Annotated in this window: 20 protein-coding genes; 7 read left to right on the top strand and 13 right to left on the bottom strand. The window is 73.1% G+C overall.

Annotated features, from left to right (window positions below):
- The 3 genes from EDD40_RS16700 (at window position 1) to EDD40_RS16690 (ending at window position 3,835) form a co-directional block, all read left to right on the top strand.
- Window positions 1–330 carry a hypothetical protein gene (locus tag EDD40_RS16700; protein ID WP_123743745.1) on the top strand — a complete coding sequence of 110 codons (330 nt, stop codon included), beginning with the start codon at window positions 1–3 and terminating at the stop codon, window positions 328–330.
- A 37-nt stretch (window positions 331–367) separates the two neighbouring features.
- Window positions 368–2,536, top strand: coding sequence for a protein translocase subunit SecD (gene secD, locus EDD40_RS16695; RefSeq protein WP_123743744.1), 2,169 nt, complete (start codon window positions 368–370; stop codon window positions 2,534–2,536).
- A 135-nt stretch (window positions 2,537–2,671) separates the two neighbouring features.
- Window positions 2,672–3,835: a lactate 2-monooxygenase gene (locus EDD40_RS16690; protein ID WP_170185110.1), complete on the top strand. Its 1,164-nt coding sequence runs from the start codon at window positions 2,672–2,674 to the stop codon at window positions 3,833–3,835.
- On the opposite strand, the gene EDD40_RS16685 is transcribed toward EDD40_RS16690, so the two are convergent.
- From EDD40_RS16685 to EDD40_RS16655, 4 genes are read right to left on the bottom strand one after another with little or no spacing between them, the layout of a single operon-like run.
- Window positions 3,807–4,625, bottom strand: a complete 819-nt coding sequence (locus EDD40_RS16685) for an ESX secretion-associated protein EspG (RefSeq protein WP_170185109.1) — start codon at window positions 4,623–4,625, stop codon at window positions 3,807–3,809. The two genes, EDD40_RS16690 and EDD40_RS16685, sit on opposite strands and share 29 nt — an antisense overlap.
- 17 nt (window positions 4,626–4,642) lie before the next feature.
- A complete protein-coding gene (locus tag EDD40_RS41745) occupies window positions 4,643–5,983 on the bottom strand; it encodes a hypothetical protein (RefSeq protein ID WP_170185108.1) in 1,341 nt (446 codons plus the stop codon).
- 4 nt (window positions 5,984–5,987) lie between these two features.
- Window positions 5,988–6,593 (bottom strand): DUF3558 domain-containing protein, encoded by a 606-nt coding sequence (locus EDD40_RS16660; protein WP_123743738.1) that lies wholly within the window; start codon window positions 6,591–6,593, stop codon window positions 5,988–5,990.
- Between the two features lie 3 nt (window positions 6,594–6,596).
- Window positions 6,597–7,013 carry a hypothetical protein gene (locus tag EDD40_RS16655; RefSeq protein ID WP_123743737.1) on the bottom strand — a complete coding sequence of 139 codons (417 nt, stop codon included), beginning with the start codon at window positions 7,011–7,013 and terminating at the stop codon, window positions 6,597–6,599.
- Window positions 7,014–7,163: 150 nt separating this feature from the next.
- Here EDD40_RS16655 and EDD40_RS16650 point away from each other — a divergent pair, with 150 nt between their 5' ends.
- Entirely contained in the window at window positions 7,164–8,027 is an 864-nt protein-coding gene (locus EDD40_RS16650; protein WP_123743736.1) for a hypothetical protein, read from the top strand.
- On the opposite strand, the gene EDD40_RS16645 is transcribed toward EDD40_RS16650, so the two are convergent.
- The 3 genes from EDD40_RS16645 to EDD40_RS16635 all read right to left on the bottom strand — a co-directional run bounded on the left by EDD40_RS16645 (window position 8,009) and on the right by EDD40_RS16635 (window position 11,926).
- Window positions 8,009–8,677, bottom strand: a complete 669-nt coding sequence (locus tag EDD40_RS16645; RefSeq protein WP_246037694.1) for a helix-turn-helix domain-containing protein — start codon at window positions 8,675–8,677, stop codon at window positions 8,009–8,011. The genes EDD40_RS16650 and EDD40_RS16645 overlap by 19 nt on opposite strands.
- Before the next feature lie 60 nt (window positions 8,678–8,737).
- Window positions 8,738–10,138: a carbohydrate-binding protein gene (locus EDD40_RS16640; protein ID WP_123743735.1), complete on the bottom strand. Its 1,401-nt coding sequence runs from the start codon at window positions 10,136–10,138 to the stop codon at window positions 8,738–8,740.
- Between the two features lie 114 nt (window positions 10,139–10,252).
- Window positions 10,253–11,926, bottom strand: a complete 1,674-nt coding sequence (locus tag EDD40_RS16635) for a bifunctional 3'-5' exonuclease/DNA polymerase (RefSeq protein WP_123743734.1) — start codon at window positions 11,924–11,926, stop codon at window positions 10,253–10,255.
- A gap of 97 nt (window positions 11,927–12,023) precedes the next feature.
- Here EDD40_RS16635 and EDD40_RS16630 point away from each other — a divergent pair, with 97 nt between their 5' ends.
- Window positions 12,024–13,328 carry a hypothetical protein gene (locus EDD40_RS16630; RefSeq protein WP_123743733.1) on the top strand — a complete coding sequence of 435 codons (1,305 nt, stop codon included), beginning with the start codon at window positions 12,024–12,026 and terminating at the stop codon, window positions 13,326–13,328.
- On the opposite strand, the gene EDD40_RS16625 is transcribed toward EDD40_RS16630, so the two are convergent.
- Window positions 13,308–14,231, bottom strand: a complete 924-nt coding sequence (locus tag EDD40_RS16625) for a proline dehydrogenase family protein (protein ID WP_123743732.1) — start codon at window positions 14,229–14,231, stop codon at window positions 13,308–13,310. The genes EDD40_RS16630 and EDD40_RS16625 overlap by 21 nt on opposite strands.
- Before the next feature lie 2 nt (window positions 14,232–14,233).
- Window positions 14,234–15,859 carry an L-glutamate gamma-semialdehyde dehydrogenase gene (gene pruA, locus EDD40_RS16620; RefSeq protein ID WP_123743731.1) on the bottom strand — a complete coding sequence of 542 codons (1,626 nt, stop codon included), beginning with the start codon at window positions 15,857–15,859 and terminating at the stop codon, window positions 14,234–14,236.
- 115 nt (window positions 15,860–15,974) lie between these two features.
- Between pruA and EDD40_RS16615 the strand changes: the two genes are divergently transcribed.
- Window positions 15,975–17,516 (top strand): PucR family transcriptional regulator, encoded by a 1,542-nt coding sequence (locus tag EDD40_RS16615; protein WP_123743730.1) that lies wholly within the window; start codon window positions 15,975–15,977, stop codon window positions 17,514–17,516.
- Between the two features lie 32 nt (window positions 17,517–17,548).
- Window positions 17,549–18,583 carry a fatty acid desaturase family protein gene (locus EDD40_RS16610; RefSeq protein WP_246037693.1) on the top strand — a complete coding sequence of 345 codons (1,035 nt, stop codon included), beginning with the start codon at window positions 17,549–17,551 and terminating at the stop codon, window positions 18,581–18,583.
- Here EDD40_RS16610 and EDD40_RS16605 read toward each other — a convergent pair.
- The 4 genes from EDD40_RS16605 to EDD40_RS16590 are packed head-to-tail and all read right to left on the bottom strand — an operon-like array spanning window position 18,492 to window position 20,707.
- A complete protein-coding gene (locus tag EDD40_RS16605; protein WP_123743728.1) occupies window positions 18,492–19,160 on the bottom strand; it encodes a YidC/Oxa1 family membrane protein insertase in 669 nt (222 codons plus the stop codon). The genes EDD40_RS16610 and EDD40_RS16605 overlap by 92 nt on opposite strands.
- A 40-nt stretch (window positions 19,161–19,200) precedes the next feature.
- On the bottom strand, window positions 19,201–19,476 hold the full coding sequence (locus tag EDD40_RS16600; RefSeq protein ID WP_123743727.1) for a DUF6412 domain-containing protein: 276 nt from the start codon (window positions 19,474–19,476) through the stop codon (window positions 19,201–19,203).
- A gap of 20 nt (window positions 19,477–19,496) precedes the next feature.
- Window positions 19,497–20,111 carry a nucleoside/nucleotide kinase family protein gene (locus EDD40_RS16595; RefSeq protein WP_123743726.1) on the bottom strand — a complete coding sequence of 205 codons (615 nt, stop codon included), beginning with the start codon at window positions 20,109–20,111 and terminating at the stop codon, window positions 19,497–19,499.
- Complete coding sequence (locus EDD40_RS16590; protein ID WP_123743725.1) at window positions 20,108–20,707, bottom strand: ribonuclease FAU-1 family protein; 600 nt, start codon at window positions 20,705–20,707, stop codon at window positions 20,108–20,110. The genes EDD40_RS16595 and EDD40_RS16590 overlap by 4 nt, the downstream gene beginning before the upstream one ends.
- Window positions 20,708–20,711: the final 4 nt, after the last annotated feature.

Genomic DNA, 20,711 nt, shown 5'->3' with positions numbered 1-20,711 from the left:
ATGACCCGACGCGCGGTGCTCGCGATCCTGGCGTTGATCGCGGGTTTCGTCGTGTCCGGACCAGGCCCGAACCCGACCGTCGACGTGGCCGCCGTCTCGGCCACCGTGGACGCCGCCCACCTGCCCGGCACGGCCACCCGCGGCCAGAACGCGGCACACCCCGTGCAGGTGCACCTCGGCCAGCCGCTGGACGGCGTCCAACCCGCCGTGCACGCCACGCCCGCCCCGCCGGTGCGCGTGGACGTCGTCGACCCGACCCACCGCGCCCCCGAGCGCGCCGGCCAGACCCCTCTCGGCGAACGCGCGCCGCCCTCGACCCCCGGTAGCTGAACCCCACCCGTTCACCTCATCCGGAGGTCTCTTCACCATGCCGCGCCCCAGCGCGCGGCGAGCGCTACTCGTCCGTGGGCTGATCGCCCTCGGCGTGCTCGCCGCGTCCGCCTTCACCCTGCTCACCGTCCAACCACGCCTCGGCCTCGACCTGCGCGGCGGCACCCAGATCGTGCTCGAAACCCCGTCCGAGGCCAGCTCCGAGGCCACCGACCGGGCGATGGAGGTGCTGCGCCGCCGGGTCGACGAACTGGGCGTCGCCGAACCCGTGCTGGCCCGCTCCGGCGATCACCGCATCGTGGTGGAGCTGCCCGGCGTGCAGGACCCGACCGAGGCCATCGAGGTGCTCGGCCGCACCGCCCAGCTGCGCGTGCAGCCGGTGACCGGGCTCGGCGACGTGCCCACGCCCGAAGGCGACGCGATCAGCCTCGGCGAGGCCGTGATGACCGGCGAGGGCATCGAGGACGCCCGCGCCACGCCCAACCCGCAGGGCGTCGGCTACCTGGTCGGCGTCGACTTCCAGGGTGACGCGCCGCGGGCGTGGCAGCGGGTGACCGCCGAGGCCGCGTGCTCACCGCCGGGCGACCCCGAGCGGCGGGTGGCGTTCGTGCTGGACGGCGAGGTCGTGTCCGCGCCGCAGGTGGACGTGTCGACGGTGTGCGGCACCGGCATGGTCGGCGGCAGCACGTCGATCACCGGGCGGTTCAGCCAGGCCGAGGCCGAGGAGCTGGCGCTGGTGATCCGGTCCGGCGCGCTGCCCGTGCCGGTGGAGGTGGTGGAGCAGCGGACCGTCGGGCCGACGCTCGGCGCGGAGGCGATCGAGGCCAGCGCCCGGGCGGCGATCATCGGCGTGGCGCTGACCGGGCTGTTCCTGGTGTTCGCCTACCGGCTGGCCGGGCTCTTGGCCGTGCTGGCGCTGGCCGGGTACGCGGGCTTGGCGTACGCGGCGATGCTGGCGATCGGCGCGACGTTCACGTTGCCGGGGTTGGCCGGGTTCGTGCTGGCCATCGGCATGGCGGTGGACGCGAACGTGCTGGTGTTCGAGCGGTCGCGGGAGGAGTACGCGCGGCGCGAGCGCCTGCCGCGGTCGGTGGACGAGGGGTTCCGCGGCGCGTTCAGCGCGGTGGCGGACTCGAACGTGACCACCCTGCTGGCCGCCGGGTTGCTGTTCTGGCTGGCCACCGGACCGGTGAAGGGGTTCGGCGTCACCCTGTCCATCGGTGTGCTGGCCTCGTTGTTCAGCGCCTTGGTGTTGAGCCGGGTGCTGCTGCACCTGGCCATGCCGCTGCTGCGGCGGCGGCCGACGTGGAGCGGGCTGCACACGCTGGGCCGGGTGCGCACCTGGCTAACCTCGCGCGGGATCACGTTGTTCCGGCGGCCGCGGCGGTGGCTGCTCGCCGCCGGGCTCGTCCTGCTCGCGGCGGTCGGCGGACTGGTGCTGCGCGGGTTGGAACTGGGGGTGGAGTTCACCGGCGGTCGGATGCTGGAGTTCACCGCTTCCCCGACGGACAGCGGCTCGGTGGACACCGGCCGGGTGCGCGCGGAGCTGGCGTCCGCCGGTTTCCCCGACGCGGTCGTGGTCACCTCGGGCTCGGACGGCGTCTCGGTGCGCACGGGACCGATCGACTCGGCCGCCGCCGTGCGGCTCGGTGAGGCCGTGGACCGCGCGACCGGTGGGGCGGAGCAGGTCAGCAACGAGCTGATCGGCCCCAGCCTCGGCTCGGAGCTGCGGCGCAACGCGTTGATCGCGCTGGCCATCGCGGTGGCCGCGCAGCTGGTCTACCTGGCCGTCCGGTTCGACTGGCGGCTCGGCGTGGCCACCGTGGTCGCACTGGTCACGGACGTGGTCGTGCTGGTCGGGGCGTTCGCGTGGCTGGGCAAGACGGCCGACGGCGTGTTCCTGGCCGCGCTGCTCACCGTGATCGGGTACTCGGTGAACGACTCGGTGGTGGTGTTCGACCGGGTGCGCGAGCTGCGGCGGACGCGGGCGCCGTTCACCGAGGTGATGAGCTCGGCGGTGCTCCAGACCCTGCCGCGGACGGTGAACACGGGCATCGGCGTCCTGTTCGTGCTGGCCGCCCTGCTGGTGCTGGGCGACGGCTCGCTGGCCGACTTCTCCACCGCGCTGCTGATCGGCGTCGTCGCCGGCACGGTCTCGACCGTGGTGACCGCCGCACCGGTGGCCATCGTGCTGGAGAAGCGATGACCGCGGTCGCCCGGAAGGCTGCCGATCGTGTGCTTGCGGGCGGCGCGGACGAACACGAGCATGATCGGCAGACCGACGACGTCGACGGTTCCGCAGACGGCCCGTAGCCGGCCTGAGCGGGGGATGGGGTGCACAGTGGCTGGTCAGTTCGCTGCCTACCAGAACGAGATCTACCTGCAAGGACTGGCGGGGAACGTGCCGCCGTTCACCACGGACCCCGAAGGGCTGGAGGCGTCCGCGCGGGAACGGCTCGGGCCCGGGCCGTTCTGGTACGTGGCGGGGGCGGCCGGTGGCGGGGCGACGGCGCGGGCGAACCGGGAGGCGTTCGACGACTGGCGGATCGTGCCGCGGATGCTCACCAACGCCACCGAGCGGCACCTCGGGACGTCGTTGCTCGGCACCGACCTGCCCGCGCCGGTGCTGCTCGCGCCCGTCGGTGTGCAGTCGATCCTGCACCCGGACGGCGAACTGGCGACCGCCCGCGCGGCGGCGGAGTCGGGGGTGCCGTTCGTGCTGTCCACGGCGGCCTCGCACACGATCGAAGAGGTCGCCGAGGCCGCCGGTGACGCCGCGCGCTGGTTCCAGCTCTACTGGCCCAACGACCCGGACGTGGCGGCCAGCATCCTCGACCGGGCACGCCGAGCCGGGTACCGGGTGCTGGTCGTCACCCTCGACACGTGGACGCTCGCGTGGCGCCCGCACGACCTCGACCGGTCCTACCTGCCGTTCCTGCGCGGCGTCGGCACGGCGATCCCGTTCTCCGACCCGGCGTTCCGGGCGGGCCTCGCCGCGTCACCCGAAGAGGACCTGCCGATGGCGATCCTGCGGTGGGTGCAGCTGTTCACCGGCACCGACAAGTCGTGGGACCAGCTGGCGTTCCTGCGTGAGCACTGGGACGGGCCGATCGTGCTCAAGGGCATCCAGCACGTGGACGACGCGCGCAAGGCCGTGGACGCGGGCATGGACGGCATCGTGGTGTCCAACCACGGCGGCCGGCAGGTGGACGGCGCGGTCGGGTCGCTGGAGGTGCTGCCGGAGATCGCGGACGCCGTCGGCGAGCAGGTCGAGGTGCTGTTCGACTCCGGCATCCGCAGCGGCGCGGACATCGTCAAGGCGCTGGCGCTGGGCGCGAAGGCCGTGCTCGTCGGCCGCCCGTTCGCCTACGGCCTGGCGCACGGCGGCCAAGTCGGCGTCCGGCACGTGCTGCGCAGCCTGCTCGCCGACTTCGACCTGACCCTCGGCCTGTCCGGGCACCGCAGCCCGGCCGAGCTCAACCGCGAGGCGCTGCGTCGGCGCTGAGCTGCCGCAACCGGTTCTGCAACGTGGCGAAGTCGGCCGGCTGCACGGTGATCCACGGGGTGCCGTCGCCGCCGGTCGTCTTCGCCGACAGGTAGCGGCCGGTGATCGTGTCGAAGTACGTCAACGGCGCCGCGCACCGCTGCTTGCGCCCGAACCGGTCACGCCGTGCCGCGTACAGCTGGCCGCCGCCGGTGCGCTGCTCGGCGAGCAGCTTGCGCACCTGCTGCACCTCGGCCACGTGCGCCCCGGTCGGCCTGCTGGCCTGCAGGAACGACCCGCCTTCCTCGTCCGGGCGGGGCCGGCGCGGCTTGTCGTTCACCGCGTCGGCGGGCAGCGACAGCACGCCGCCGCGTCCCGGCTTCGCCTCGGGCAGCGCGGACACCAGGGACTGCACCGCGTCCTCGGGCCGCACGGGCTCCAGCACGAAGTGCTTGTCCGCCCGCAGCACCACGCGCAGCGCGTCGTCGCCCGACTGCGCCACCAGCGCGGTGCGGGTCTCGTCGTCACCCTGGTTGAAGAACGCGTAGTACTCGACGCTCGCGTCCGCGATCAGGCGCAGCGACCGGCCGAGGTCGGCGTGCACCTGCCGACCGCGGGCCAGGCCGAGCCGTTCCAGCTCGGCCCAGCCACGACGGGCGAGGTCGGCCAGCACCGTGACATCACCCTCGGCGAGCTGGTCGCCGTCGAAGTCGACCTGGGCCAGCAGCGCGTTGTGCAGCGTCGGCAGACCCTCGGCCTGCCAGGCGTTGTAGAGCGCGACGACCGGGATGGCCACCCTGGTGCGCAGCACCGTTCCCCCTGTTCCCGCTATTCGCCGATGACCGGTGGGGCCACCATCGTGCCGTCGCCGAAGATGTCCTCGGTCTCCTGCAGGTACGACGCGGACTTGTGCTCCTTGTCCTCGTCGCCCTCATCGCGCGCGCCACCGGCGCCCATGCCCGCGCCCATGCCGCCGGCTCCGGCCCCGCCACGGCCACCGGCCGCGCCACCGGGTCCGAACCCGCCCGCGCCACCGGGCCCGAAGCCACCGCGGCCCTCGCCGTGACCCATCACACCGGCCGCTCCGCCGGGCCCGAACCCGCCGCCCAGGCCACCGGGACCGCCCATGCCGGGGATCCGGCCGGCGCCCATGCCGCCGGCGCCACCACCACGACCGCCGCCACCTCCGCCGGAACCCCCACCGGGGCCGCCGGGTCCGCCACCGGGGACGCGCGGCACACCGGGCGGCGTGCTCGGCGTCCGGTTGCGCGGGTTGTTGGGGTTGCGCGGGTCGTTCGGGTTGCGGGGGTCGTACGGCAACCGCGGGTCATAGGGCAGCCGCGGGTCGGACGGCAGGCGCGGATCGGTCGGCAGCGGCGGCGGCCGGTACCCGATGTCGGGCTTGGGCCCCGTGGGGTCGGGCTGCACCCACGACGGCCGGGTCGTGTTGTCCGTGGTGCCGGGCGGCGGGATGGTCGACTCGGTCCACGACGGCTTGGTCGTGCCCGTGCCGTTGCGGTCGACGGAGTTGCTGACGTTGGTGTTGTTCTCGCCGTTGTTCTCGTTCGGCTCCACCTTGCCCGGTTTGGGCGGCGGAATGGGGATCTCTTCCTTCTCGACGTTCGCCCCGACCTCGTCGGGGGACTGGAACGTCGGCATCCCGGCGGTCGCCGAGTTGGCGTTGGTGCCGTAGGTGCTCAGGACGTCGATGTTGTGCGAGTTGACGCCCTGGCTCTTCTCGACCGCGTCGTCGTAGTCGGTGTCCCAGGGGATCGCGTCGTTGTACCAGGGCTTGTCAGGCACGTCGACGGGCTTCTGCAGGCTGTCCTTGGCCGCGCGGAACGCCCGGCTGATCTCGGCCGTGTTCTCCCCGGCGGTGTCGGCGCTGGTGCTCGCGGTGTCCGACCAACTGGCCAGCGGCGTGGTGGAGGACCGCGCCGCGTCGCCGGCCGCGCCTTCCCAGACCGCACCGGAGGCCCGGACCGCCTGGTTGATCAGGTCGCTGATCTCCGTCTGGCCCTTGGCGACGTTCCGCCACGACTCCTGGCCGGAATCGGTGGTCTGCTCCGGCCCCTTGCCCTCGTGGAACCAGCCGTAGATCTTCTCGGCGCCCATACCCATCTGAAGGAGCACGAAGCCCCCCAGGTCCATGTCCACGTCGCCGGCCACGTCCCTACCCCTTCAGGTTCTCGACGATCGTCTTCGCGATTGCGCTGGTGACGGAGCACGGGTTGGTGTACTCGGGCAGCGTCTCGTCGTTCACGTGGACCTGGACCACGAAACCCTTGCCCTTCGCGGTGCCCACGGCGGTCGAGCAGGTGCCGCTCTTCGCGTCGGTGGGGTCGCTGTTCACCGCTGGGTACCCGGCCACCTCGGTGGGCTCGAACACGGGGTTGTCGTCGCGGTTCTCGTAGAACCCGTCGAGGCCGTTGGTCTTCTCCAGGAACGTCGCGCTGAAGCTGGTGCCGTCGACCCGCTCGTCGGGGCGCCACTGGCAGGTGGGGCCAGCCGGACCGGTGCGCTCGGTGCCCGGTTCGCTCACGCCGCGACCGGCCAGCTGGTCGGTCTTGAGCAGCTCGCAAGGGCTGCTCAACGTCGACAGGTCCAGCTCGGGGCCGGTGATCTCGGGCACGTCGCCGCTGTTGCCGGACGGCTCCGTGGTCTGACCGGCGGCGGTGGTGCCCGTGGTGGTCGCGGGTGTCGGCGTGCCCTCGGTGGAGCAACCGGCCAGCACCGTGAGGGCCGCTGCGGAGAGAACTGCCAGCACTGCTCGCCTCACGGCTTACTTCCCTTCGCCACTGAAGGCGTCAGCGGTCGCCTGGTCCTGGTTCCGGTAGTTCTCCAGGGACGCTTGGATGTTCTTGATGGTGTTGTCCAGAGCTTTGTAGGCCTCTTGGTTGGCCCACCCGTAGCCGCCCTGCTCGGTCCCGCCCGCGCGTTGGATCGCGAGGGTGGCGAACCCGCTGTACGGGTCCTTGCCGGGCGAGGAGAGGTTGGTCAGCAGGTGTGACTCGTCGAACAGCTCCTGCAACCTGTCCCGGGCTTCGGTCAGACCCTCGATCAGCTTCTGCGCCTGCTCCGGGTCGACGCTGAAGCGCGTCTGGCTCGCCACCAGCCCCGCGCCCGCCGGCCCGGCCGACACCGTGTCCGCCACGAACCCGATCTGCTTGGCGCCCCCGCCCGCTCCGGCGTCCAACATCGTCGTGCTCCCCTCACGCTGAACTGCCCGAAGTGATGATGGCACAGGGCCTCGGCCACGAAGGAGCGATCGGGACGGTTACTCCGGGTGGGGGATGGACGTCCGATCCGTTCAAGACGGCGGGACCTCGGCGGGCCTACCGTCGGTGTCATGATCGAAGCAGCACGTTCCTTCGTCTGGCTCAACGCGCGGGTCCTCGAGCAGCGCCGGTTCCTGCACCTGTTCGACGACGGGCCCGGGGAGGCGGTCGCGGCGGCGGTGCTGGCCTACCGCAACGACGACGGCGGTTTCGGGCACGCCTTGGAGCCCGACGGGCGTGGGCCGGACAGCCAGCCCCTGGCCACCTACACGGCGTTGGCGCTGCTCGACGAGGTCGGCGTGACCGAGCACGCCGGGGCCGCGTGCGACTTCCTGACCACGATCACCAACGCGGACGGCGGCGTGCCGAACTGCGTGGACACCGGCCGCGCGGATCTGAGGGCGCCGTGGTGGCGGCCGTCCGGCGACAGCGACCTGCTGGTCACGGCCCTGCTGGCGGGTGTGCTGCACAAGATGGGTGTCGGGCACGCGTGGCTGGACCGCGCCACGGAGTTCTGCCGGCGGCGCGTCACCGAGCTGACGAAGACCCACCCGTACGAGGCCGCTGCCTGCGTCCGCTTCCTCGACCACGTGCCCGACCGGCCGTGGGCGGAACGGGAGGCGGAGCGGCTCGGGGGACTGGTGCGTGAGCAGGGGTTGGTCGACCTGGGGGACGGCAGGGCGCACGAGGGGTACGCGGAGGGCGAGACGCACAAGCCGCACGACTACGCGCCGACCCCGGGCAGCCTGGCCCGCAGGTGGTTCAGCGACGACGAGGTCGGGACGGACCTCGACGCGCTGGCGGCCCGGCAGCAGGACGACGGCGGGTGGACGTTCCCGTGGGCCGCGTGGACGCCCGTGACGACCTACGAGTGGCGACCCGTCGTGACGATCACGGCGCTGCTGGCGTTGCGCGCCTACGACCGGATCAGCTGACCCAGCGGCACGCCCGCCAGGTCGCGCACCTCGCGTGACAGGTGCGCCTGGTCGGCGTACCCGGTGCGGTGGGCGATGTCGGCGAACGGCACGCCCTGCCACGCCAGCCCGACCGCGCGGTCGAACCGCAGCACGCGGTGCAGCACCTTGGGGCCGTAGCCGAACGCGGCGAGGCTGCGCCGGTGCAGCTGGCGGGCGCTGAGCCCCAGCGACCAGGCCAGGTCGCCGACGTTCCCCGGGGACGACGCGATGACGTCCACCAGGGGGTCCGGCGGTGTCTCCCGCAGCCGGGCCAGGGCGGCCGACGCCAGCACGTCGCACGGGTCCTCGGCCTCGCCGAGGGCGTCGTCCAACCGGGCCGACGACCCCCACAGCTGCGACAGCGGGACGCGCTGGTCGCGCAGCTCCACCCCGGGCACGCCGAACGCCGCCGGACCCACGCCGGGGCCGAACCGGACGCCGAACAAGGTGCCCGGACCGGTCCGCGTCACGTGCCCGACCGTGTCGGGCCCGGCCACGAACACCTCGCCCGTGCCCGCCGAGTAGATGATGTCGGTGCACCCGTCCGGGACGACCAGGCCGGCGGCGGTCGTCGTGGTGGTCCGGCGCCACGCGCAGGCCAGACCGGGGAACGGGCGTTCCGCGTACACGTCGCCGATGGTAGTGGCGGGCCGCGCCGGAGGAGGGACGCGCGGCCCGCCACGGGCCACTCACGTGCCGAAGCGGATCCAGTTCACGCTCACGTACGGCGAGGGCTGCCCGCTGGTGAACGTGATGTACACGTCGTGCGTCCCGGTGATCCCGGCGATGTTCGCCGGGATGGTGCGGTAGCTCTGCCAGCCGCCGGTGTTGGCGATGGCGAAGCTGCCGACGGGTGTCGCGGTCGGGCTGTCCAGCCGCACCTCGACCAGGCCGCTGGCGCCGCCCGACACGCCGGACGCGGCCCGTGCGACGAACTGCGTGGCCGTCCGGGAGCCGAACCGGACGCCGGAGAACCGCAGCGAGTCGCCGTTGCGCAGCTGCGTCACCGACTGCCCGCCGTCCGCCGACTCGACGGCGCCGCCGGAGCGCGTCGTGGCCTGTTCGGCCTGGATGTCGCTGTACGCGTCCCACCCGCTGCCGCCGGGCGGGTTGGTGGTGGTGGTCGTGGTCGGCGGGGTGGTGCCGCTGCCGGAGGTCCACACCGCCACGTAGTCCACCAGCAGCGAGTGGCCGGACGCGGTCGCCGAGGTGGGCGTGCCGAAGCCCGCGATGGCGTTGGGGAACGCGCCGCCGATGGCCAGGTTCAGCAGGATGAAGTACCCCGCGTGGCTGGTCATGTTGTTCCACGTGGTCGCGTCCAGCTGGCTCTGGGTGACGCTGTGGAACTGCTGGCCGTCGACGTACCAGCGGAACGCCTTGGGCGAGGAGCTCTCGTCCCACTCGAACCGGTAGGTGTGGAACGCCGACTGGCACGACGAGCCGGGGCAGGCGCGGCTGTTGCCGATGCCGGTGGTCTCGTTGCACGGCCCGCCGGGGTTCACGCCGCAGTGCAGCACGCCCCACACGGAGTTGATGCCGTTGACGTTCTCCATGATGTCGAACTCGCCGATGGCGGGCCAGTTCCAGTAGTTGCCGCGGTAGGGCGAGCCCAGCGCCCAGAACGCGGGCCAGTAGCCGAGGGCGGCCTGGCCGGTGACGTTGGGCATCTGGATGCGGCCCTCGATGGCCAGCTTGCCGCCCGACGGCGGCCGGAAGTTCGACCGCTGGGTCTCGATGCGGGACGACGTCCAGCCCCCCGAGCCGTCGCGCAGCGCGGTGATGCGCAGGTTGCCCGAGCCGTCGAGCTTGATGTTGTTCGTGCTGGTCGTGTAGTTCTGGATCTCGCCGGTGCCCCAGTTGCCGGGGCCGCCGGGGTAGCCGTAACCGGTGTCGAAGATCCAGTTCGAGGACGACGGCAGCGTGTTCGCGCTGCCGTTGAAGTCGTCGCTCCACTGGAGCGTCCAGCCCGCGGGCGTGGACGGCACGGACGCGTTGGCCGACATGGTCGCGACGATCGCGAGCGGCACGGCGGTGATCAGGGCGGCGGCGGTCGCGAGGACCCGTCGTCGTCGGCTCCGGCTGAACTCCATGAGCGGTGACCTCCTTGTCACTGTTCCGATCGTTCGGCACGAGACAACACACTGTCTACGCCCATGAGAGCGCTCTCACGATGATCGTTCAAGAGTCCGATCGGCCCAATGCCGCTACTTCGCGTCGGCGTAGGAGTCGACGGGCACCGCTTTGAGCGGGAAGCGGACCGGTGTCGCGCCGAACACCAGCCGTGACGCCTCCTCGCCCGACGCGGTCACCTCCGCGCACACCACCTCGGCCTGCTCCGCCGGGCAGTGCACCAGCACCTCGTCGTGCTGGAAGAACACCAGGTGCGCGCCCGGCGCCGACTGCCGCAGCCGCCGCCGCAGCACGCCGAGCAGGGCCGCCGTCCAGTCCGCCGCGCTGGCCTGCACCACGAAGTTGCGGGTGAACCGGCCCCAGTCGCGCGCCGCCCGCCGCGACTGCCGCACCGCGTCCTCGCCGTCGTCGGCGTTGCCGGTCGTCTCGTGCCACGCGGCCGATGGCGGCGGGCTCGTGCGGCCCAGCCGCGACCGGACCATCCGACCCTGCTCGCCCGCCAGCGCGGCGGCCTCCACGTACCCGACCGCGTCGGGGAAGCGGCGGCGCAGCACCGCCATCGCCGGAGCCGCGTTGCCGCCCGTGCCGCCGTACATCGCGGACAGCATGGCGAGCTTCGCCTTGCCCCGGTCGCCGTCGAACGCCTCCGCGGCCAACGCCGTGTAGAGGTCGTCGTCCGAGGACACCTCGGTGAACTCGTGGTCGTTCGACAGCGCCGCCAGCACGCGCGGCTCCAGCTGCGCCGCGTCGGCCGCCACCAGCTTCCACCCCGGGTCGGCGCGCACCGCCGTGCGCAGGGTGCGCGGGATCTGCAACGCCGCCCCGCCCCGCGTCGCCCACCGCCCGGACACCACGCCGCCGACCACGTAGTCCGGCCGGAACCGCCCGTCCGCCACCCAGGCGTCCAGCCACGTCCAGCCGTGCGCCACCCACAGCCGGGCCAGTTCCTTGTACTCCAGCAACGGCTCCACGGCCGGGTGGTCGACGCCCTTGAGCACCCACGCGCGGGCCGACGGCACGTCGATGCCCTCCCGGGCGAACGCGCGCACGATGCCCGGCGGGTGGTCGGGGTTGACCTGCTTGCCGCCGAACGCCGCCGTGATCCGGTCGGCCAGCTCGGCGAGCCTGGCCGGGCGCACACCGGCGGCCGGTCGCGGGCCGAGGGTGTCCACCAGCAGCTTCTCGTGCACGTCCACCCGCCACGGCAGGCCGAAGTGCGTCATCTCGGCGGCGGCCAGCGCGCTGGCCGACTCGGCCGCGAACAGCAGCCTCAGCCGGTCGGCGTGCGCGAGCGTGGCGGCCAGCCGCTGCTGCTCGACGTGCACCGCGACCACCGCGTCGAGCGGGTCGACGTCGCCGGGCAGCCGCTGCTGCTCGGGCTCGAACAGGGTCGGCTGGGTGTCGCGCTTGCGCGGCCCCTGGTCGTGCGGCACGGGCAGCCCGCGCAGCCGGGCGATCGCCGCGCCCAACCCGCGCGGCTCGCCGTGCCGCCCCTGGTAGGCCAGCAGCAGGTACTCGACGTGCGCCAGGTCCTGGCACCGCTCGACGCGCACCCCGCGGGCCAGCAGGTCGGGGTAGACCTCGGCCGTCTCCGCCCACAGCCACCGGGGTCGGTGCCGCTCCTCCAGCCCGGCCACCGCCGCCGCCAGGTCCGCCGTCGCCACCACCGGCCCCTCGGGCGCCCCGGCGTCGGAGAGCACGCGGAACCGGCCCGCGTTCCCTCCGTCCGACACCAGGGCGATGAGCACGCCGCTGATTCTGCAAGGCACCCCCGACAACCCCGGACGTCGGACCCCTGCCGGCGGTCACCTGATCGTGGCGGGAGGCGGGAGGCAGGATGTGCCGGTGGACCGCACCCTGTCGCCCGTCGAGCTGCTGGACCCCCGGTACGAGGTGGTGCCGTTCCACGGGCGCGTGGACGAGCTGGCCGAGCTGGCGCGGTGGCGGGAGGGCGGCGAGGCCCGCTCCGTGCTGCTCCTGCACGGCCCGGCGGGCGTCGGCAAGACCCGGTTGGCGCGGCACTTCGCGGCGGACTCCGGCGTCTCGGTGGTGGACGACGCCGACCTCGCCACCCACCTCGACCTGCGGGAACCCCGCGTGCTGCTGATCTCCCGGACCGCGGGCTGGTGGTGGTCCGCCCACCGGCAACGGGCCGCCGACCTCGGCTACCGCGCCGCGGACCTCGCGGTCACCGCCCGCCCGGACGAGCACGAGACGTCCTTCGCGACCGCGTGCGCCCACTTCGCCTACGCCCTGGGCCTGCCGATCCCGACCACGACCCCGCCGGACGCGCCGACGTTGCACGACCTGCACCTGGCCGCCCTCGTCGCGGTGCACGGCTCACCCGTCGAGCCGGCGCCGACCCGCGGCCGGCTCGCGGAGGACGCGCTGGCCGTCACGCTGCTGGACGAGCGGATCACGCCCGACCGCACACCGGAGGCCTTGGAGCTGCTGCTCCGCGCCGCCGAACGCCTGCCGCACGCCCGCCGCCGCGCCGAGGAGCTGTTCACCGCGCACCCGGAGCTCGCGGACACGGCCACCGGCGCCACCCTGCGGATCCTCGCCGAGTGGCCCGCGCCGGCCAGGGCCGTGGCCCGCCGCGTCTTCGACGACCCCCGCTTCCACGGCGACCCGCTGCCCGCGATCCTCACCCGGACCCTCGCGCGCGAAGCCGGGACCAGGCTGGAGCAGGCCGAGCTGCACGGCCTGCTGGCCGCCCGCGCGGCCCTCGCGTCGCTGCGCGAGGAAGCCGTCGAAGCGGCCTGCCAGGAGGTGGCCCTGTACCGCGAGGCGGCCGCCGAGGACCCGGCCGAGCACCGCCCCGCGCTGGCCGACGCGTTGGCCGACCTGAGCCTGCGGCACATCGCCGCGGGCCGGTTGGAAGACGCCCTGACCGCGGCCGAGGAAGCCGCCGCGCTGTGCCGGGTCGTCGCCGCCGAGGACCGCGACTGCGCGCCGCAGCTGGCGCGGGCGCTCGACCAGCTGGGCAGGCGCCGCGCCGCGCTCGGCCGCCGGGCCGAGGCGTTGGCCGCCCTGGACGAGGCCGCCGACCTCTACCGAGACCTGGCCGAGGCCCACCCGAAGCTGTTCCGGGTGGACCTGGCGAAGGTCACCGACCAGCGGATCGGGCTAGCCCGTGGTGACCAGTGAGCGGAGGAAGAACGCCACGTTCGCCGGGCGCTCCGCCAGCCGCCGCATGAAGTAGCCGTACCACTGGTCGCCGTACGGCACGTAGACCCGCATGCGGTTGCCCGCGGCGGCGATGCGGCGCTGCTCGTCGGGGCGGATGCCGTACAGCATCTGGTACTCGTAGGTGTCCGGCGACCGGTCCTTGGCCAGCTCGCCCGCGATCGCGATCAGCCGCGGGTCGTGCGAGGCGACCATCGGGTAGCCCGCGCCCGCCATCAACGCCTTCAGGCACCGCACGTAGGACCGGTCGACGTCGGTCTTGTCCTGGAACGCCACCGAAGCGGGCTCTTGGTACGCGCCCTTGCACAGCCGCACGCGCGACCCGACGTGCGCCAGGTCCCGGCAGTCCTGCTCGGTCCGCTTCAGGTACGCCTGGAGCACCGCGCCGACCCAGGGGAAGTCCACCCGCAGCTCGCGCAGGATGCCGAGGGTCGAGTCGGTCGTGGTGTGGTCCTCCATGTCGAGGGTGACCGTGGTGCCGACCGCGCCCGCCGCCGAGCAGATGCGCCGGGCGTTCTCCAACGCGATCTTCTCGCCGTCGACGGGCAGGAACTGGCCCACCGCGGACAGCTTCACCGACACCTCGGCCCGCTCGGTGTGCCCGGCGAGCTCGAGTTTGCGCAGCAGGTCCAGGTACGCCTCGACGGTGGCCGCGGCCTGCGCCGCGTCACGCGTGTCCTCGCCGAGGTGGTCCAGCGTGACGTAGCGGCCGTCGGCGACCACCTCGCCGGTGGTGGCGACGGCCGCGGCCACGTCGTCGCCGGAGATGAAGCGCTTGACGACCGGCCGGGTCAGCGGCGTGCGTTCGACCAGCTCGCGGACGGCGCCGGAGCGCGAGGCGGCGAGCAGCGCGGAGCGGAGCATGATCACCCCTGGTGCGGGTAGCGGTAGGAGGTCGGAGCCGCGAACGTCTCCTTGATGGACCGCGGGCTCACCCAGCGCAGCAGGTTGTGCACCGAGCCCGCCTTGTCGTTCGTGCCCGACGCGCGGCCGCCGCCGAACGGCTGCTGGCCGACGACCGCGCCGGTCGGCTTGTCGTTGACGTAGAAGTTGCCCGCGGCGAACCGCAGCTCCCGCTGCGCGTGCGCGATGGCGGCCCGGTCGCGCGCGATGATCGCGCCGGTGAGGGCGTACGGCGCGGCGCTCTCCATCTGCTTGAGCACGGTGTCGTAGTCGGAGTCCTCGAACACGTGGACCGCCAGCACCGGCCCGAAGTACTCGGTGGTGAACACCTCGTGCGCGGGGTTGGCGCCCAGCAGCACGGTCGGTCGCACGAAGAAGCCCTCGGAGTCGTCCGCCGTGCCGCCCGCGACGACTTCCAGCTGGTCGTCCGCGTGCGCGGCCTCCAGCACCCCGGACAGCTTGTCGAACGACCGCCGGTCGATGACCGCGCCCATGAAGTTCGACAGGTCCGTGACGTCGCCCATGGTCAACGACTCGACGTCGGCCAGGAAGTCGTCCTTCACCCGGTTCCACACCGAGCGCGGGACGTAGGCGCGGGACGCGGCCGAGCACTTCTGGCCCTGGTACTCGAACGCGCCGCGGACGAGCGCGGTGCGCAGCACGTCGACGTCGGCGGAGGGGTGCGCGAGCACGAAGTCCTTGCCGCCGGTCTCGCCGACGACGCGCGGGTAGGAGCGGTAGTTCGCGATGTTCGCGCCCACCTGGCCCCACAGGTGCTGGAACGTGCGGGTGGACCCGGTGAAGTGGATGCCCGCGAGGTCCGGGTCGGCCAGCGCCACCTCGGACACGGCCAGGCCGTCACCGGGCAGCAGGTTGATCACGCCGGGCGGCATCCCGGCCTCTTCGAGCAGCCGCATGGTGAGGTGCGCGGCGAAGCTCTGCGTCGGCGACGGCTTCCACAGCACCACGTTGCCCATCAGGGCGGGCGCGGTGGGCAGGTTGCCCGCGATGGCGGTGAAGTTGAACGGCGTGATCGCGTAGACGAAGCCCTCCAGCGGGCGGTGGTCCGTGCGGTTCCACACGCCGGTGGACGACTGCGGCTGCTCGGCGAGGAGCTGCCGGCCGAAGGAGACGTTGAAGCGCCAGAAGTCGATCAGCTCGCACGCGGCGTCGATCTCGGCCTGGATCGCGGTCTTCGACTGGCCGAGCATGGTGGCCGCGTTGAGCGTGGCCCGCCACGTCGTCGCGAGCAGGTCGGCGGCACGCAGCAGGATCGCGGCGCGGTCGTCGTAGGACATGGCGCGCCACTGCGGCGCGGCTTCCTTCGCGGCGGCGATGGCGTCGCGGGTGTCCTGCCGGGTGGCGCCGTGCAGGGTGCCCAGGACGGCGCGGTGGTTGTGGGGCTGCACGACGTCGAAGCGCTCGCCGCCGCCGACCCGCTGCTCGCCGCCGATGGTGAGGGTCAGCTCGGCGGGCTCCTTGACCAGCTCGGCCAGCTTCGCCTGCAGCTGCGCGCGCTCCGGGGTGCCGGGGGCGTAGCCGAGGACGGGCTCGTTCACCGGTGCGGGGACCGAGGTCACGGCATCCACAAGCAGCTCCTTCGCCACGAGGTTGGGTTGTCCCAACGGTAGGACTTCCAACCATGCGACCCGTTGTCCGCACGTCTAGGCTTGGCCACCCCTCGTTGTGGAACTGGACAAAGAGATGAGCTTGCGGCAGGTCCTGATCGCGCTCGGCGATCCGCTGGTCGAGGTGCAGGTCGCGCCGCACGGGCTGGAGGCCGACGTCCTCGACGTGGTCATCCTCGACCCGGACGACACGCCCGACGTGCGGCCCGGAGACCTCGCGCTGGTCATCGGCGCCCGGGGGCGGGCGGCGTCGTCGCTGGTCCGGGCCGCCGGCGCCGGGGGAGCGGCGGCGGTCGCGGTCAAGGTGGACACGCCGTCGACGGTGCTGCGGCAGGCGGCGGCGGACGCGGGCGTGGCACTGCTGGCCGTGCGGCCCGAGGTCCGCTGGGAACACCTCGAAGCGCTGGCCCGGGGTGTCGTGCGCAACGCCCGCGTGACGGCCGACGCGGGCGCGGGCGAAGTGCTCGGCGACCTGTTCGGCCTGGCCCAGACCATCGCCTCGCTGACCGGCGGCATCGTCAGCATCGAGGACACCGCCAGCCGCGTGCTGGCCTACTCCCGCTCCACCGACGAGGTCGACGAGCTGCGCCGGCTGTCCATCCTCGGCCGCCAGGGGCCGGAGCCGTACCTGAAGATGCTCCGCGAGTGGGGCGTCTACCAGCGCCTGCGCTCCGGCGAGGAGGTCGTCCGCATCGACGAGCGCCCCGAGCTGGGCATCCGCCGCCGCATCGCCGTCGGCATCCACGCGGGCGCGCAGCCGCTGGGCACGATCTGGGTGCAGGAGGGCGGCGCGCCGCTGACCGAGCAGGCCGAACGCGCCCTGCTCGGCGCGGCCCGCGTCACCGCCCTGCACCTGGTCCAGCAGCGCGAGCCCGCCGCCGCGTTCCGGGAGAACCTGCTCGCGTCGCTGCTCGACGGCCGGATGGACGCCGAGGCGATCGCCGAGCAGATCGGCGCGGACCCGGACAAGCCCGCCGCCGTCGTCGTCTTCGCGCTGCGCGGGCAGGAGCACGCCGACCGCACCCAGCACGAGCTGCGCCGGGCCGAGATGACCAGCCTGATCTCCGTGCACGCCGCCGCGTACCGGCGCAGCGCGCTCGTCAGCCAGCAGAGCGGTCGGACGTACGCCCTGCTCACCGACCTGCCGCCGAAGGCGCCGCTGCTGACGTTGACCAAGGAGATCGTGGCCGCCGCGCGCAGGCACATGGGCCTGCGGGTGCAGGGCGCGGTCGGCTCCACGGTGCCGACGGTGGACGAGGTGATGATCTCCCGCGCCGAGGCCGACCGGGTGCTCGACGCGATGTCGCGCGACCTCGACGCCGACGTGGCGACGCTCGAAGACGTCCGGTCCCGGGTGTTGATCAGTGAAACCCTCGCGCTTTTGGCCGACCACCCGCGCATCCGCGATCCGCGACTCGCGGCGCTCGATGGGGAACTGGCCCGTTCACTTTTGGTCTACTTGGACGAATTCGGTGATGTGAAACGCGCAGCCGCGCACCTGCACGTTCATCCCAACACTCTCCGATACCGCCTCCGACGTGCGGCGGAGCTCGGCGGATTCGACCTGGACGACCCGTTGCTCCGGTTGTTCGCCCAGCTGCAACTCAGGCTGGGCTGAACCCGGGCTCCGCAGCGCCGTACCCTCCGGGAGTGAGCACCCAAGCCCGCGGCAGCGACTTCGCTGAATTGTCCAGGTTGGTCAAGCAGCAGGGTCTGCTGGACCGGCGCATCGGTTTCTACATCACGTTCCTGGTCGGCGTGCTGGCCGCGTTCGGCCTCACCGGGGTCGCGATGGTGCTGATCGGCGACTCGTGGTGGCAGCTCGTGCCGGCCGCCGTGCTCGCCGTCGTCTTCACCCAGATCGCGTTCCTCGGCCACGACGCGGGCCACCGGCAGGTGTTCGCGGAGCACAAGCACAACCAGACGATGGGCCTGCTGCTCGGCAACCTGCTCATCGGCGTCGGCTACGGCTGGTGGATGGGCAAGCACACCCGCCACCACGCCAACCCGAACCACGAGGACGAGGACCCGGACGTCGACATCGCCGTCCTCGCGTTCAGCGCCGACCAGGCGGCGCAGAAGCGCGGCTTCTTCCGCTGGGTCGTCAAGCGCCAGGCGTTCCTGTTCTTCCCGCTGCTGCTGCTCGAAGGCTTCAGCCTGCACGTGATCAGCGCCGCCGCCGCGGTGCGCCGCGACGTCAAGGGCTGGCGGCTGGAAGTCGCCCTGCTGGCCGTGCACACGGTCGTCTACCTGACCTCGGTGTTCCTGCTGATGTCCCCGCTGAAGGCGGTCGTGTTCATCGCGGTGCACCAGGGCCTGTTCGGCGTCTACATGGGCATCTCCTTCGCGCCCAACCACAAGGGCATGCCGGTGCTCCAGGCCGGCCACCAGCTCGACTTCCTGCGCAAGCAGGTGCTGACCTCCCGCAACGTCACCGGCGGCTGGTTCACCGACTTCCTGCTGGGCGGCCTGAACTACCAGATCGAGCACCACCTGTTCCCGAGCATGCCGCGACCGCACCTGCGCAAGGCGCAGGCGCTGGTCCGCGACTTCTGCCACCGCCAGTCGGTGTCCTACGCCGAGTGCGGCCTGTTCACGTCGTACGGGTACGTGCTGAAGTACCTGCACGAGGCGGGAGCTGAACTGCGCGGTACAGGAACGCTCGCTCCAGCAGGGTCCAGGTAGTCGTCGTCACCAGGTAGATCCCGGCCGCCAGCGGCAGCACGGCGGCGATCAGCACGGTCCCGAACGGCAGGAGCCGCAGCAGTGCCGCGAACGGCGGCTGCGGCCCGCCGGTCTTCCGGGCGACCGCCGCCTGCCACCGCGACGTCGCGAAGGCGATGCCGGCGAGCAGGGCGAACAGCGCCAGGAACACCGGCGTGTGCGCCCAGGCGCCGAACCAGTGCGTGCCCAGGGGCACGCCGAGCAGCGTGCCGTCCAGCAGCGGGTTCGGTGTGGTGACCAGCCGGTACACCACCATGAAGAACGGCGCCTGCACCAGCGCGGGCAGGCAGCCGGCCAGCATCGACGTGCCGTTGGACCGGTAGAGCTCCAGGGTCTTCTCCTGGAGCTTCACCCGGTCCTCGCCGTACTTGGCGGTCAGCTCGCGGACTTCGGGCGCCAGCGCGGCGCGGGCTTTCTCGCCGCGCACGGCGGCACGGCTGAGCGGGTGCACGAGCAGCCGCACGACGGCGGTGAAGGCGACGATGGCCAGGGCGGGCGTGGCGAACGCGGCCAGGGCTGAGCCCAGGGCGTGGAACAAGGGAGAACTCCGTCCTCAGAGCAAGGGGAACCGCGGGACCTCAGGAGCTGAGGCCCAGTCCCGGTGCTCGAGGACGGGGACGGCCCGCCGCGTCGGGGTCGCGCAGCCGCAGGAACGCGGCGCGCAGTGACTTCTCGCGGATCGACAGCGACCGCACCCACGCGGGCGCGGCCCGCACCACCGGCGTGGCGGTGAGCAGCAGCACGACCAGGGCCACGGCCGTCACGGCGGCCAGCACCTCGGTGGGCGTGCCGATCAGGGTGAGGGCGTAGAGAGCGGGCAGGTACAGCGCCAGCAGCAGTCGCAGCCTGTCCATGCCGTCACCTCCCCCCGGTCTCAGTCCACCTTACCCACGAGCGCGGGCCGCGCGGGGTGGTCGTAGCGCACCGTCACATCGGCCTGGGGCTCGTAGGAGGCGTAGGCGGGCAGCGTCCACCGCCACTCGTCGGCCGACTGCCGGGCCAGCGCCCCCGCCGACAGCCACAGGTGCACGGTCAGCTCGGCGGGCAGCCACTTGTCCAGCAGCATCGTGCCGTCCAGCAGCAGCACGCCGCCCGCGCCGAGCGTCACGTACCCGGCCCGGTGCGCCCGGTCCGTGGCCGCGTTCCACAACGCCGGCAGCACCCGCCCCGACCCGCCGGGGTCGAGCGGCTCCAGCACCTCGCGGACCAGGCCGCCCACGTCCAGCCACGAGTCGCGGAACGAGTCGGGGTCCTCGTGCCCGAACTCCAGCCGCACGGACGCGGGCCGCAGGAAGTCCCACGCCGACACCCGCAGCACCGGGCGTCCCAGCGCGCGCAGCGGCTCGACCAGGGCGTCCGCCAGCTCGCCCGGCCTGGTCGGCAGGGCGCCGTCGAGCAGCACGCGCGCCCACGACGTGCGCGGCACCGCGTCGATCCGCCCGACCAGCTCGTCCACGAGGGTCTGCGGTGAGAGCGGGACGACCTTCACGGCAGCGGGTGGTCCTCCCAGCCGGCGGGCAGCACCGGGACCGGCCAGCCCGGGTCCGGCTCCCACGACCCCCACGCCGGGTCCCACCAGGTCGTGCCGGCGGTCAGCATCGCCCCGACCTCCTCGGCGGTGCGCCGGATCCCCTCGGCCTCGGCGGCGTCGTACTTGCCGTCGGCGACCATCTCCTCGAACTCGTCGCGGTCCAGCTCCCGCCAGTCGCCGTCGACGGGCGCCCAGAAGTCCAGCGCGTGGTCGAGCGTGTCGAAGCCGAGCGCGGTGCGGCGGAACGGGGCCTGGAGGTTGAGGTAGAAGCCCGCGAACCGGCGTTGCCCGCCCTGCCAGTACAGGTCGACCGAGTAGGCGTCGCCGGGCCGGTGCAGCTGGAGCTTGCCGATGCCGGTCCAGCGCGTGCGGCCGAGCTCCTGCCAGTGGTGGGTCCGCGGGTGCGGGTAGAAGCCGAACTCGGTGTCCGGCGCGGTGAACACGACGAGCAGGTCGGGGCCGTCCGCCACCACCCGGGTCGGCGTCACCGCCCACGGCTTGCCGTGCAGCACCTCGCGGCGCAACGCCACGTCCCCCGGCTGGAAGTACCCCATGTCG

This window comes from Saccharothrix texasensis, from assembly GCF_003752005.1.
Taxonomy (GTDB): domain Bacteria; phylum Actinomycetota; class Actinomycetes; order Mycobacteriales; family Pseudonocardiaceae; genus Actinosynnema; species Actinosynnema texasense.
The sequence above is the reverse complement of the archived record's forward strand: the minus strand, read 5'-3'. Positions and strand labels throughout refer to the sequence as shown.

Coding starts and splice junctions, on each gene's coding strand:
- EDD40_RS16700 (WP_123743745.1), top strand. CDS start 1: ATGACCCGACGCGCGGTGCTCGCGATCCTGGCGTTGATCGCGGGTTTC.
- secD (WP_123743744.1), top strand. CDS start 368: ATGCCGCGCCCCAGCGCGCGGCGAGCGCTACTCGTCCGTGGGCTGATC.
- EDD40_RS16655 (WP_123743737.1), bottom strand. CDS start 7,013: ATGTTGGACGCCGGAGCGGGCGGGGGCGCCAAGCAGATCGGGTTCGTG.
- EDD40_RS16650 (WP_123743736.1), top strand. CDS start 7,164: ATGATCGAAGCAGCACGTTCCTTCGTCTGGCTCAACGCGCGGGTCCTC.
- EDD40_RS16640 (WP_123743735.1), bottom strand. CDS start 10,138: ATGGAGTTCAGCCGGAGCCGACGACGACGGGTCCTCGCGACCGCCGCC.
- EDD40_RS16625 (WP_123743732.1), bottom strand. CDS start 14,231: ATGCTCCGCTCCGCGCTGCTCGCCGCCTCGCGCTCCGGCGCCGTCCGC.
- EDD40_RS16615 (WP_123743730.1), top strand. CDS start 15,975: ATGAGCTTGCGGCAGGTCCTGATCGCGCTCGGCGATCCGCTGGTCGAG.
- EDD40_RS16600 (WP_123743727.1), bottom strand. CDS start 19,476: ATGGACAGGCTGCGACTGCTGCTGGCGCTGTACCTGCCCGCTCTCTAC.
- EDD40_RS16590 (WP_123743725.1), bottom strand. CDS start 20,707: ATGGGGTACTTCCAGCCGGGGGACGTGGCGTTGCGCCGCGAGGTGCTG.